The sequence below is a fragment of the Microbacterium schleiferi genome (genome assembly GCF_038150145.1).
Classification (GTDB): domain Bacteria; phylum Actinomycetota; class Actinomycetes; order Actinomycetales; family Microbacteriaceae; genus Microbacterium; species Microbacterium schleiferi_B.
Map to the genome: position 1 here is coordinate 82,911 of NZ_JBBWSA010000002.1, position 11,889 is coordinate 94,799.

Below are 11,889 nucleotides of genomic sequence, written 5' to 3' on the forward strand. Positions count from 1 at the left end.
GGCTAAATCCAGTGCGGGGAGTTGTCAACTCTCTGCGTGCGACTCGGCCAGCTCGCCGCGGCCGCCGCCGTGAGCCCCGCAGGTCCGGTGCAGGTTGACAGCGAGAGCGGCGCTGGCTAATTTGGCCACCAGCGAATAAATTGCGGAATACGAAGAAACAGTTTGCTGTACCGGTGGAGCGAAGGGGCTTCGAGCGAAGCATCAACTCACCTTCATCGCACCAGCCGTCACGGAGGAGCGCCTCGCTCGGACAGCTCGTGAGGCGACATCTTCAGTTGGATCCGGAAGGGGATCAATGATGAGTACTCGCGCCGCAGTGGCGTTGCCGTACAGCCGTGAAGACAGCCTCTACATCGAGGGCGAGTACGTTCCTGCCCACGCGAGCGGTCGGTCGGTTCTGGTCAACCCGACCACCGAGGACGAGTGGGCGGCCGTACCGACCGCGGACGAGGTCGATCTTGATCGAGCAGTGGACGCCGCCCGCCGCGCGCTCGTCGTTTGGAGCAGCAGGTCTGCGCAGGATCGAGCAAGCGTCATGCTTCGCATGGCGGACGAGCTGGAGACGCGCGGCGAGCTGCTCGCGCAGACCATTACCGCCGAGAACGGGACTCCGATCTCGGAGACGCGCCTCGCCGCGCCGGTCAGCGCCGGTATGCTCCGATACTTCGCCACTCTGGCTGATTACGTCACCAGCGACTCAGTTCGGCCCTACCCCACGGGGCACGGTGACTCGGTGGTCCACCTGGACCCGGTGGGAGTGTGCGCGCTCATCGCACCGTGGAACTACCCCATCAACCTCGTCATGGGAAAGCTCGCGCCCGCGCTGCTGGCAGGCTGCACGGCGATCATCAAGCCATCGTCCGTGACGCCGCTGTCAATCCGCGTGGTCGTCGAGGCCGCGGCAGCCGCCGGAGTCCCTGCCGGCGTCATCAACGTCCTGACGGGTTCGGGTGCGCTCGGAGACGCCCTCATCGCTCACCCCGGTGTGGACAAGGTCGCGTTTACGGGGTCTACCGCTGTGGGTCGCAGGATCGCTGCACGCTGCGGTGAACTGCTCCGCCCCGTCACCCTCGAGCTCGGCGGGAAGTCCTCTGCCATCGTGCTGGACGACGTCGACATCGAGTCGATGTCTCAGCAGCTCATCCGCAGCTGCCTCAGGAACACGGGGCAGACGTGCTACATCTCGACGCGAATCCTCGCCCCCGCATCCCGATACGACGAGATCGTGGATGCCGTGACATCCGTCATCGCTGCCGGACGCCAGGGAGACCCTCTGGACGAGTCGACGACCTTCGGTCCATCAGCGACCGCGTCCCAGCAGTCCAGCGTGCTCGAGTTCATCCGCTCAGGCATTGACGACGGTTTCCGAGTCACGACCGGCGGAGGTCAGGCTGCCTTCGAACGGGGGTTCTTCGTCACACCGACCGTGTTCGCCGACGTCTCACCCGACAGTCGGATCGCACAGGAAGAGATCTTCGGCCCAGTGCTCACCATCTCGAAGTACGGGACAGAAGAAGAGGCGATCCGCCTCGCAAACGGAACTCGCTACGGGCTCGGCGGGGTCGTCTTCGGCGCCAACCCGGCCGAAGCGGAGCGCGTCGCTCGGCGGATGGACACCGGAACGGTCGGAGTCAATGCGTTCCAGCCGAACCACGCCGCACCTTTCGGTGGCCGCCACGAATCGGGACTCGGCGTCGAGTTCGGGCCGGAAGGTCTCGCCGCCTACCTGAAGCCCCACACCATCCACCGTCCGGCACTGGGCTAGGGCAGGGCATGGATACCATCCGCGCGGCAGTCGTCGACGCGTACGACGGAGTATTCCGCATCCAGGACGTACACCTCGACGGACCCCGGCATCACGAGGTGCTCGTGGAGGTCCGCGCCGTCGGCCTCTGCCACTCCGATCTGCACGTCGCCGAAGGGAACATACCCTTCCCTCTGCCCATCGTGCTCGGTCATGAAGTCTCTGGCGTCGTGATCGAGACCGGACCACACGTGACCACCCTCTCTCCAGGTGACCACGTCGTCGGATCGCTCCTGCAGACATGTCGCGCCTGCCGCGCCTGCAGGGAAGGGCGCAGCTACCAGTGTGAGAACCCCGATGCCACCCTTCGCGCCGCAGGTGACCGCCCGCGGCTATCACGCGACGGGGTCGCCCTGTCTCAGGGCTATGGGCTGGGCGCCTTCGCCGAACGGATCGTCGCTCACCAAAACCAGCTATCCAAAGTCCCTGACAACCTGCCCTTCCCGCAAGCAGCTCTCCTCGGCTGCGGAGTGGCGACCGGCGTCGGAGCGGTGGTCAACACTGCTTCGGTGCACCCCGGAGACACCGTGGTTGTCATCGGCGCAGGCGGCGTCGGCCTGAGCGTCGTGGCCGGCGCGAGACTGGCCGGCGCCGCACGCATCGTCGTCATTGACCTGCAGCCGCGCAAACTCGAGCTTGCACTCACGTTCGGAGCGACCGACGCCATCAACCCCTCCGAAGTCGACGCCGAAGCCGCCGTCCTTGCCGCCACAGGTGGCGGCGCAGACCACGTCTTCGAGGCGATCGGACTGAAGTCGACGTCCGAACAAGCCGTGCGAATGGCACGCCGAGGCGGCGCCGCCTACCTCATCGGGCTGCACAAACCCGGAGCGAAGATCGAGATCGACGCGCTCCGGGACCTCATCCGCGGCCAGAAGCGCATCCAGGGGGTGTACATGGGCTCCTCCGACATCGAACGCGACATCCCGCTGTACGCCGACTACTACCTGCAAGGTCGTCTCGACCTCGACGACCTGATCTCCGGTGAGATCCGCCTCGACCAGATCAACGAAGCATATGACGAGCTCAAGAAGGGCTCAGTCACCCGCAGCATCATCACCTCGTTCTGAGAACGATGGCGGACCTCAACACCGGGCCACCCGACAACAAGGAGAGTTCATGAGCACCAACATCGCCACAGACGTCGATCGGGCCGAGCTGTTCATCGGGGGGAGTTGGCAGCGCCCCTTCGTCCGACCAGCGCATCACCGTTCGTTCGGCGGCTACAGAAGAAGTCATCGGGTCGGTCCCGGAGGCTACAGAAGCCGACGTGGATCGCGCAGTCGCTGCGGCGCGGCGTGCGTTCGACGACCCCCACGGCTGGTCGACCTGGGAACCCGAAGATCGGGCAAAGGCGCTCAGACGGCTCGCTGACGAACTCGACCAGCGGGCCGAGGCTACCGTGCACGCGGTCTCGTCACAGAACGGGATGCCGATCACGATCGCACGAGCCTTCGAAACGAGCTACCCGTCGGCGACACTGCGCTACTTCGCCGACCTGGTGTCGGCCCAGCCCGTCGAGGAGACGCGTCCAGGATTCTTCGTCGCCTCCACGACAGTGCGCCGCACACCGATCGGCGTCGTCGCAGGCATCGTGCCCTGGAACGTTCCGCAGTCCCTGACAATGTCCAAGCTCGCAGCCGGCAACACCATTGTCCTCAAGCCGTCACCCGAGACCGTGCTCGACGCGTTCATCCTCGCCGACGCGGTCGAGGCCGCCGGCATCCCCGAAGGGGTGGTGAGCATCCTGCCAGGAGGCCGCGAACTCGGCGCCTATCTGGTCTCACATCCCGGTGTCAACAAGGTCGCCTTCACCGGCTCTACCGCGGGCGGGCGCGCGGTCGCCACAGCGTGCGCGCAGCTCCTGCGGCCGGTGAGCCTGGAGCTCGGAGGCAAGTCAGCCGCCATCATTCTGGATGACGCAGATCTCGACCTGCAGCGGATCGGACAGAATCTCTTCAACGCCACACTCGCGCACACGGGGCAGGTGTGCTTCCTCGGCACCCGCATCCTGGCGCCGCGCTCACGGTACGGCGAAGTGATCGACGTGCTCGAGGCGCTGATCGAAAGCACCCCGCTCGGAGATCCGCTCGACGACACGACACTGCTCGGGCCACTGGCCAGTCGCGCCCAGCAGCAACGCGTCGCGGACTACATCGACGTCGGAATCGCCGAAGGGGCGCGGGTTGTGACAGGTGGTCCGGGCCGTCCCGAGGGCCGGGAGCGCGGCCACTTCGTCCGTCCGACCCTCTTCGCCGACGTCGAGAACTCCGCGCGTGTCGCGCAGGAGGAGATCTTCGGACCGGTGCTGACCGTCATCGGGTACCACGACGACGCCGAGGCAGCTCAGATCGCCAGCGACTCCCAGTACGGTCTCGGCGGAACCGTCTGGTCATCCAACCCTGAACGGGCGATGGGTGTCGCTCGTGCGGTGGAGACCGGCACGATCGGGATCAACGGCTACATTCCCGATCTGGGTGCTCCCTTCGGTGGAGTGAAGGGCAGCGGCTATGGCAAGGAGTGGGGACCGGAAGGTCTCGCCGCCTACCAGCAGCTCAAATCGATCTACCACTTCGAGTGACCTGAGATCCTCTCCACGACGAGGGTGCCGGTCGCGTGGAGGCAGCCACGGCGACGCTGCGGCTGCTCTCGCGCGTCCAGCCGTCCGAGGACGTCGCATCCAAGTTGCGCGAACTCTCCGGCGACGAACCTCGCAGAATGCGACGAACTTCGGAGGATATCGACGGAAACGTGCGAAGTTCGTGCGATTCTCCGAAGACTGAGTGCTCCGCTGCCGCTCCGAATGCGGGACGCAGAGCTATCATCCGTGGCACGCCCATGGCGGGCGAAATCTGTTCCCGGCGCCGAGAGCTCGTGCGACTCCCCTCGACGTGCGCGGCAGTCCTCGCGAGGGAACGGCCTGCGACGGGGACGGTCGCCGCACGGCCGGACTTCTCCAGGCGGTGCGTGCGCTCCATCCAGATGTCGAACGGCACGGTCAGGAACGGCAGCACCGACATCACCAGTCCCAGCAGCGTCACCCCACCACGCCCAGCGGAATCGGATGGCGGCGGCGACGCACGCGACGAGGAACGCGATCCAGGCGATGCCGTGCACCCACCCGGCGACGGTCACACCGAGCGGCGATCCCTGCAGCGGGTACTTGACCACAAGCGCGGTGAGCAGGGCGAGCCAGCTGAACGCCTCGACGATCGCGGTCGTGCGGAACGCGACGCGGACGGAACTGTCGAATCGACGCGGAGTCACGGCGTCGATCCGCGCACTTCGGCGCCCTCGGGGATTTCCTGGTCGGCGGGTTTGCGGATGAAGAATGACAGGATGACGGGCGCGAGTGAGATGATCGCGGCGATGAGGAACGCGGCCTGCGTGCCGGATGCGCCGGCGTCGGCCGGGTCGAGTCCCTGCTGTTCGCCGGTGTGCAGGAGGCTGGAGTAGACGGCGATGAGGATCGCGACGCCCGCGGCTCCTGCGACTTGCTGCAGGGTGTTGAGCACGGCGGAACCGTGGGAGTAGAGTCTGCGCTCCAGCGATCCGAGGGACGCGGAGAACAGGGGTGTGAACGACATCGCCATGCCGACCGACATCGCCGTCTGCATCGCGATCAGCTGCCAGACGGGGGTGTGCGCACCGACCAACGAGTACAGGAACAGCACCGCGGAGATGATGATCGTACCCGGGACGAGCAGTGTCTTCGGTCCCTTCGCGTCGTAGATGCGTCCCATGACCGGGGCAAGGAGCCCCATGAGGATCGACCCGGGGAGCAGGATGAGGCCGGCGGCGAGGGCGTCGAGCCCGGCGACGTTCTGCAGGTAGAGCGGCAGCAGGGTGAGTGTGCCGAACATCGCCAAGGCGATGACGGACATGATGATGATCGCGATCGTGAAGTTGCGTGAGCGGAAGACGCGCAGGTCCAGTAGGGCGTCGTCCTTGCGTTGCAGGACGAGTTGACGCCAGACGAACAGGGCGAGCGTCACGACGCCGATGGAGAGGGTGATCGCGCCGAGCGTGGTGGGCGGGATGCCGGAGGGTGCGGCGTCTGGCGTGCCTTCGCCCCTGCCGAGTTGGGTCAGTCCGAAGACGATGCCGCCGAAGGCCAGCGCCGACAGGATGATGGAGAGGATGTCGATCGGCGCCCTGGTGGTCTCGCCCAGGTTGGTCATCCAGCGAGCGCCGATGAGGAGGGCGATCAGCGCGATCGGCAGGACGATGGCGAACAGCCAGCGCCAGCTGAGCAGGTCGAGCACGGCGCCGGAGAGAGTCGGTCCGATGGCCGGGGCGAGGGAGATGACGAGGCTGACGCGGCCCATCATCCTTCCCCGCGAATGCGGCGGGACGACCTTCATGACAGTGGTCATCAGCAGCGGCATCATGATGCCGGTGCCGAGCGCCTGGATGACGCGGCCGATGAGCAGGACGACGAAGCCGGGGGCGATCAGGCAGACGAGGGTTCCGATGGAGAACGCGGTCATCGCGGCGATGAAGACCTGCCTGGTCGTGAAGCGCTGCAGCAGGAAGCCGGTGGTCGGGATGACGACCGCCATGGTGAGCATGAAGCCGCTGGTCATCCACTGGCCGAGCTCGGGCGGCACGTTCAGATCCTCGTTGAGGTGCGGGATCGCGATGCCCATCGTCGTCTCGTTGAGGATCGCGACGAACGCGGCGACCAGCAGCAGCCAGATGACCCGCATGCTCCGCGGGTCGATGACCTCGGGTGTGGCGGGTATGGGGGTGGTGTGGGTGGATGTCATGAGAGCTCCGTGGTGAGAGAGGTGACCGGGCGGCGGCGGGACGGGACAGCTGCTTCGCCGTTCGGCAGTTCGGCGACGGTGTGAAAGTCCCGGTTCCAGCGCAGCAGCGGCAGATCGGCCTGGTGGGAGCTGCCGCGAAGGACTCTGCCCACGAGGAGGAGCTGATCGTGCAGTGGCATCGTGGCGTGCGTGGTGCACCACAGGGTCACGAGAGCGTCGGGCAGCCAGAGCGGACCTTCGGGAGAGACCTCCGCACCGGCGGCGCCGAGGGCGTCGAGCCGCTCGGCGTGAGTCGTGCGGGCGGTGAGCCGGCGCACGAGCGGGAGGTGGAGCCCGGAGAGCACCGAGACGGCCCACGGCGCACCGGCCGTGATGAGGGGGAGGGCATCGCGATCCTGGCCGACGGACAGAGCGATCGTGAACGGGTTCACGGAGCTCGTGAGGACAGAGGCTGCGATGAAGAAGCGGTCCTGGTCGCCCGGGACGTCTCGGACGGCGACGAGAGTGACCCCGCTGCCGTACAGCGCGAAGCTGTCGTAGAGGGACGAGGTGTGCTCGGGGCGGGAAGACATGTGTGCGGCTCGATTCGGGTGGGGAAAGCAGAGCGTCGCCGTCCCGCTTGTGGGCGGGCGGCGACCGTGCCGGGTGTGGGCCTGTGTGGCCGGATGATGAGGGTGCTCAGGCGGTGACGGCCGCGAGGCGCTGCGCGACGTCTTGCCAGTTGGCGATGTTCCAGAACGCCGTGACGTAGTCGGCGCGGACGTTCTTGTAGTCGAGGTAGTAGGCGTGCTCCCAGACGTCGAGCTGGAGCAGGGGGGTGACGCCGAGGGGCGCGTTGCCCTGCTGGTCGAACAGCTGGAACACGACCGGCTTCGATCCGAGCGCGTCCCAGGCGAGCACGGCCCAGCCCGAGCCCTGCACGCCGAGCGCGGTCGCGGTGAAGTGCGCTTTGAACGCGTCGAAGGAGCCGAAATGGTCGGCGATCGCGGCGGCGAGCTCGCCTTCGGGCTCGCCGCCGCCGTCGGGGGAGAGGTTCTGCCAGAACACGCTGTGGTTGAGATGGCCGCCGAGGTTGAAGGCGAGGTCCTTCTCGAGCTTGTTGACATTTGCGAAGCTTCCCGCGGCACGGGCTTCCTCGAGCTGGTCCAGCGCCGCGTTCGCACCGGTGACGTACGCCTGGTGATGCTTTCCGTGGTGCAGTTCCATGATGGTCGCGGAGATGTGCGGTTCGAGGGCCGCGTAGTCATAGGGCAGCTCGGGCAGCGTGTAGGTGCTCATCCGGGGTCCTTTCAGGGCGTGTGCCTTCACGCTAGAACCTCAAGCGGACTTGAGGTCAAACACGGCCTGCGTGACGGCGCCATCAGCCCTCAGTCGCCCGGAAGGTCCTCCAGCCGCCTCGGCCCCGCCCCGGTCGCTGCGAGGGCGTCGCCGGGGTTGAGGAGCGCGCAGGCCTTCATCGAGAGGCACCCGCAGCCGATGCACCCGGTAAGTTCGTGCTCCAGCCGTTCGATGCTGCGGCGACGCTCTTCGAGCTGCCGCTTCCATGCGCGGGAGGAGCGCTGCCAGTCCTCGTGGCTGGGTGTGCGGTCGAGCGGGACCGACGAGAACGCCTCCTGGACGTCGGTGAGCGGGATGCCCAGGCGCTTGGCGACGGAGATCAGCGACACGCGGCGGAGCATGTGCCGGGGATAGCGGCGCTGGTTGCCGAAGGTGCGTTCCGACGCGATCAGCCCCAGCTCCTCGTAGTACCGGAGGGCCGAGACGGCGACCCCGGTGCGGCGGCTCATCTCGCCGACCGTCAGCAGCTCGTCCGGTTCCGGAGCGGGTGACATGGCGCCTCCCCATCGATTTGACCTCAAGTTCACTTGAGATTCTACCGTTGCCGTAGTGCCGTCGTCGTTGGGAAGCGAGGGGTGCCCGTGACCTATGTGATCGCCCTGCCGTGCGTGGACGTGAAGGACCGCACCTGCATCGACGAGTGCCCGGTCGACTGCATCTACGAGGGCGAGCGCATGCTCTACATCAACCCCGACCCATGGCAGGACTACTACGCGGCGAACGTCGAGTTCTTCCACGAGATCGGTGTGCCCGGCGGCGCCGCGCGCACCGGTGTACTCCCCTTCGACCACCCGCTCGTGGCAGCCCTGCCTCCGCAGGGCGATTGAGTGTCGCCGATCGACGGGAGAACCATGGACTACGGCCACGACCTCATCTTCGGGTCTTTCATCACCCCGGCCGCCTCGGCGCTGCCCCAGCTGGAGCATGCCGCTCGCGAGGCTGAGCGGGTGGGCTTGGACCTCGTGACGGTCCAGGACCATCCGTACAACCCCGGATTCCTCGACACCGTCACTCTCATCGGGCATCTCGCAGCGCGAACGGAGCACGTCCGATTCGCCGGCAACGTGCTGAACCTTCCGCTGCGTCCCCCCGCGATGCTCGCCAAGCAGATCGCAACGCTCGACCGGCTCAGCGGCGGGAGGGTCGAGCTCGGCCTGGGCGCCGGTGCATTCTGGGACGCGATCGAGGCGTACGGCGCACCACGGCTCACACGCGGTCAGGCCGTCGACGCCCCGCGGTCCGTGAGGCGGTCGCCCTCGAACGGCGAGTACGGCCCGCGTAACCGGTGCAAAGCTGCCCCCGGGGGTTGCACCGCAGCCTCCCAGCCCCTTCGAACGGAGAAAGAATGACCACAACGCTCGAGAGCGCTTCAGTCGTGATCATCGGCGGCAGCTCGGGTATCGGACTGGCCACCGCCAAGATCGCCCACGACGCCGGCGCGCAGGTCACCATCGCCGGGCGGGATCCGGACCGCCTGGACGCTGCCCGGGACGAGATCGGCGGTGACACCCGCACCGTCGCCCTCGACATCGCCGATGAGGACGCGGTGCGCGCGCTGTTCGACGCGCTGGAGTCGGTGGATCACGTCGTCAACCTCGCGGGGACCTTCGCGTTCGGTGCTCTGCTCACCACGGACGTCGCCGCATTGCGCAGCCCCGTGGACTCCCGGTTCTGGGGGCCGGTCTACGTGAGCAAGTACGCGGCGCCGCGGATGACGACTGGATCGCTGACATTCTGCACCGGCACCGGGGTCGACCGTCCGCGCCCCGGCGGAGCGGTCTTCAGTGCCGCCGCCGGCGGCTCCGAAGTGTTCAGCCGTGCCATGGCGCTCGAACTCGCCCCCATCCGCGTCAATGTCGTGCGCCCAGGAACCATCGACACGCCCCTGTTCGCCAGGTCCAACGAAGACCGGGAGCGGGCGGTCGCCGAACGATCCGCGAGGATCCCGCTGCACCGCATCGGCCGAGCGGAAGAGATCGCACACGCCATCCACTTCCTCATGACCAACGAATACATCACCGGCGTGACCCTCCCCGTCGACGGCGGCGCCAGCCTCAGCTGAGCCCGCGGACCAACGACAGCGGCGGTCGCCACGCGTCGGACCAGATGAGCGAGCTCGTCGCGTGGCGGGCGTCGGCTATCGCGCTGTGTCCAGCGCTATGGACGCGTGGTTGTCGCGTGTCGAGCCCGCAGGAGGCCGCATCCTCGTAGATAAGACCAACATCGGCGGCAGTCGCGGTGCCTTCGCGTACGTCGAAGACACCGAAGGCAACCGAGTCGGTCTCACTTTCCCGAGCTGACATGATCCGGGGATGCCCAGTTCGGAAAGCTCCGAGCGAAGACCCGCAACGCAACGGCAGCGCGCTCCGGGCCTCATCTGCCACGAGCAGCGAACGCTCAATACCATCCTCGCCGGGGAGCGCCTCGCTGGCTCGAGCAGGAGGGAACCCCGTGGAGCGACGCGCAAGCGGCACTGGAGGTTCTTTCCGGGGTAGGGGATGGCGTGGTCCCGCTGGCTCGAGCGCGCGTTGCCGGCCAAGTCCTGTGCGTGGTGGTGTAAGGATCCGCCACTTCGCGTGGAATCCCGGGCGCGAAACCCGATGCCAATCACTGTGGAATCCCCATCTTCCGCCATCTCGAGCGAGAACCTACATGATGATTGAAGGTTCTCGATTGAAATGACGGATTCTCAGGGGCGGTGTCGGACAAGTGTCGGATCCGACAGATTGCTGATGATCGGAGTGTCGCTCACGGGAACGCCCGCGCAGACGCTGGGTCTCACCTCGCTTCCCGCTGAGCTGTCGTCGGACGGCAGCACGATGATCTCGACACTGCAGCAGATCGGCGCCGCCGTCGGCACGGCGATCGGCGCGAGCCTGCTCGCGGCTGGCCAAGCCGCCGGTGACGGCGCGGTGGGCACCGCACAGGGGGCGCAGTGGGGGTTCGTCTTCTGCGCCGCCGCAGCGGCGGTGGCGCTGGTGCTGGCGCTGTCGCTGCGTGGGCGTCAGGCGCTCGGCCCGGCCGGTCGCTGACATCGACGCGACTCCCGGCTCAGTGCCTGTTCTCGCTGAGCCAGGTGTCGAGATCGGCAGGCGTTGGGTATGACCTCTGCGTTCCGCGGCGCGTCACCGCGTACGCCCCGACGGCCGAGGCGCGTCGGAGAGCCTCATCGAGCGAATCCCCCGCCGCCAGGTGGGCGACGAATGCTCCCGTGAATGCGTCCCCGGCGCCACTTGTGTCGACGGCGGTCACCGCGACAGCCGGTGTGCGGACGACGCCGTCGCGGGAGCCGGCCGCGGCGCCATGCGATCCAAGTGTGACCACCAGCAGCGGGACCCGCAACGCCTCGCGAGCCACGCGAAGGACAGCGTCGGACGGGGTCCCCGCTGCGGAGCCTGTCGCGGCGGCGAGTTCGTGTTCGTTGAGCACGAGGACATCCACCTTCTCCCTCAGCGCCTCGGAGAGCGCCCGGAACGGCGACGGGTTGAGGACGAACCGTGCGCCGATCTCGTGCGCGCGCTCGGCGGCGGCCACGACGGCGGCATCCGGAACCTCGAACCCGCTGATGATCCACCCGGCGTCGATGTCGGCGTCGATGACATCGCGCTCGCCGACGGTCGAGTTCGCGCCCTGTGAGACCACGATGAGATTGCGGCCCGCCGCGTCGACGAAGATGACGGCCTCGCCCGTCGGGGCCTCTGGATCCTGCCGCACGTGCGCGACGTCGACTCCCGCCGCGGCCACAGCGTCTCTGAGCTCGATGCCCGCGACATCCGACCCGACGGCGCCCACGAGCGAGACGGCGGCTCCCAGCCGCGCCGCAGCGACGGCCTGGTTGGCGCCCTTGCCACCGGGTGCCGTCGCGTGATCGGTGGCATGCAGCGACTCGCCCTCGCGAGGAAGCTGCATCATGCGGTAGGTGCGGTCGAGGTTCAATGATCCGACGACGACGATGCGCGAGTCCGACATCCCACTCCT

Annotated in this window: 14 protein-coding genes; 8 read left to right on the top strand and 6 right to left on the bottom strand. The window is 67.3% G+C overall.

Translation table 11 applies throughout. The annotated features are described in order from the left end of the window. Nucleotides 1-298 precede the first annotated feature (298 nt). The 3 genes from AADH62_RS02200 (at nt 299) to AADH62_RS02210 (ending at nt 4,385) form a co-directional block, all read left to right on the top strand. Nucleotides 299-1,765, top strand: a complete 1,467-nt coding sequence (locus AADH62_RS02200) for an aldehyde dehydrogenase family protein (protein WP_341578103.1) — start codon at nt 299-301, stop codon at nt 1,763-1,765. An 8-nt stretch (nt 1,766-1,773) separates the two neighbouring features. Next, nucleotides 1,774-2,874 (top strand): Zn-dependent alcohol dehydrogenase, encoded by a 1,101-nt coding sequence (locus AADH62_RS02205; RefSeq protein WP_341578104.1) that lies wholly within the window; start codon nt 1,774-1,776, stop codon nt 2,872-2,874. Nucleotides 2,875-2,951: 77 nt separating this feature from the next. Then, entirely contained in the window at nt 2,952-4,385 is a 1,434-nt protein-coding gene (locus AADH62_RS02210) for an aldehyde dehydrogenase (RefSeq protein ID WP_341578278.1), read from the top strand. Here the strand turns inward: AADH62_RS02210 and AADH62_RS14550 are convergent. The 5 genes from AADH62_RS14550 to soxR all read right to left on the bottom strand — a co-directional run bounded on the left by AADH62_RS14550 (nt 4,370) and on the right by soxR (nt 8,405). Further along, entirely contained in the window at nt 4,370-5,071 is a 702-nt protein-coding gene (locus AADH62_RS14550; protein WP_425355635.1) for a DUF3817 domain-containing protein, read from the bottom strand. The two genes, AADH62_RS02210 and AADH62_RS14550, sit on opposite strands and share 16 nt — an antisense overlap. Continuing rightward, complete coding sequence (locus tag AADH62_RS02215) at nt 5,068-6,573, bottom strand: DHA2 family efflux MFS transporter permease subunit (RefSeq protein WP_341578105.1); 1,506 nt, start codon at nt 6,571-6,573, stop codon at nt 5,068-5,070. The genes AADH62_RS14550 and AADH62_RS02215 overlap by 4 nt, the downstream gene beginning before the upstream one ends. Next, nucleotides 6,570-7,145, bottom strand: coding sequence for a flavin reductase family protein (locus tag AADH62_RS02220; RefSeq protein ID WP_341578106.1), 576 nt, complete (start codon nt 7,143-7,145; stop codon nt 6,570-6,572). Before AADH62_RS02220 ends, AADH62_RS02215 begins: the two co-directional genes overlap by 4 nt. Nucleotides 7,146-7,251: 106 nt before the next feature. After that, on the bottom strand, nt 7,252-7,851 hold the full coding sequence (locus AADH62_RS02225) for a superoxide dismutase (RefSeq protein WP_341578107.1): 600 nt from the start codon (nt 7,849-7,851) through the stop codon (nt 7,252-7,254). Between the two features lie 89 nt (nt 7,852-7,940). Then, nucleotides 7,941-8,405 carry a redox-sensitive transcriptional activator SoxR gene (gene soxR / locus AADH62_RS02230; RefSeq protein WP_341578108.1) on the bottom strand — a complete coding sequence of 155 codons (465 nt, stop codon included), beginning with the start codon at nt 8,403-8,405 and terminating at the stop codon, nt 7,941-7,943. Nucleotides 8,406-8,492: 87 nt separating this feature from the next. Here soxR and AADH62_RS02235 point away from each other — a divergent pair, with 87 nt between their 5' ends. From AADH62_RS02235 to AADH62_RS02255, 5 genes are all read left to right on the top strand, one after another. Next, the gene (locus tag AADH62_RS02235) at nt 8,493-8,738 is read left to right on the top strand and encodes a ferredoxin (RefSeq protein ID WP_341578109.1); all 246 of its coding nucleotides are present in this window, start codon (nt 8,493-8,495) and stop codon (nt 8,736-8,738) included. Beyond that, on the top strand, nt 8,739-9,260 hold the full coding sequence (locus AADH62_RS02240) for an LLM class flavin-dependent oxidoreductase (protein WP_341578110.1): 522 nt from the start codon (nt 8,739-8,741) through the stop codon (nt 9,258-9,260). Continuing rightward, a complete protein-coding gene (locus AADH62_RS02245; RefSeq protein WP_341578111.1) occupies nt 9,257-9,973 on the top strand; it encodes an SDR family oxidoreductase in 717 nt (238 codons plus the stop codon). The genes AADH62_RS02240 and AADH62_RS02245 overlap by 4 nt, the downstream gene beginning before the upstream one ends. A gap of 61 nt (nt 9,974-10,034) precedes the next feature. Next, nucleotides 10,035-10,211, top strand: a complete 177-nt coding sequence (locus AADH62_RS02250; protein WP_341578112.1) for a hypothetical protein — start codon at nt 10,035-10,037, stop codon at nt 10,209-10,211. 432 nt (nt 10,212-10,643) lie between these two features. Continuing rightward, on the top strand, nt 10,644-10,943 hold the full coding sequence (locus AADH62_RS02255; RefSeq protein ID WP_061683277.1) for a hypothetical protein: 300 nt from the start codon (nt 10,644-10,646) through the stop codon (nt 10,941-10,943). A 19-nt stretch (nt 10,944-10,962) separates the two neighbouring features. Here AADH62_RS02255 and AADH62_RS02260 read toward each other — a convergent pair whose 3' ends face one another. Next, nucleotides 10,963-11,880, bottom strand: coding sequence for a ribokinase (locus AADH62_RS02260; RefSeq protein WP_341578114.1), 918 nt, complete (start codon nt 11,878-11,880; stop codon nt 10,963-10,965). Nucleotides 11,881-11,889 lie beyond the last annotated feature (9 nt).

Coding starts and splice junctions, on each gene's coding strand:
- soxR (WP_341578108.1), bottom strand. CDS start 8,405: ATGTCACCCGCTCCGGAACCGGACGAGCTGCTGACGGTCGGCGAGATG.
- AADH62_RS02220 (WP_341578106.1), bottom strand. CDS start 7,145: ATGTCTTCCCGCCCCGAGCACACCTCGTCCCTCTACGACAGCTTCGCG.
- AADH62_RS02260 (WP_341578114.1), bottom strand. CDS start 11,880: ATGTCGGACTCGCGCATCGTCGTCGTCGGATCATTGAACCTCGACCGC.
- AADH62_RS02205 (WP_341578104.1), top strand. CDS start 1,774: ATGGATACCATCCGCGCGGCAGTCGTCGACGCGTACGACGGAGTATTC.
- AADH62_RS02245 (WP_341578111.1), top strand. CDS start 9,257: ATGACCACAACGCTCGAGAGCGCTTCAGTCGTGATCATCGGCGGCAGC.
- AADH62_RS02215 (WP_341578105.1), bottom strand. CDS start 6,573: ATGACATCCACCCACACCACCCCCATACCCGCCACACCCGAGGTCATC.
- AADH62_RS02255 (WP_061683277.1), top strand. CDS start 10,644: ATGATCGGAGTGTCGCTCACGGGAACGCCCGCGCAGACGCTGGGTCTC.
- AADH62_RS02200 (WP_341578103.1), top strand. CDS start 299: ATGAGTACTCGCGCCGCAGTGGCGTTGCCGTACAGCCGTGAAGACAGC.
- AADH62_RS02225 (WP_341578107.1), bottom strand. CDS start 7,851: ATGAGCACCTACACGCTGCCCGAGCTGCCCTATGACTACGCGGCCCTC.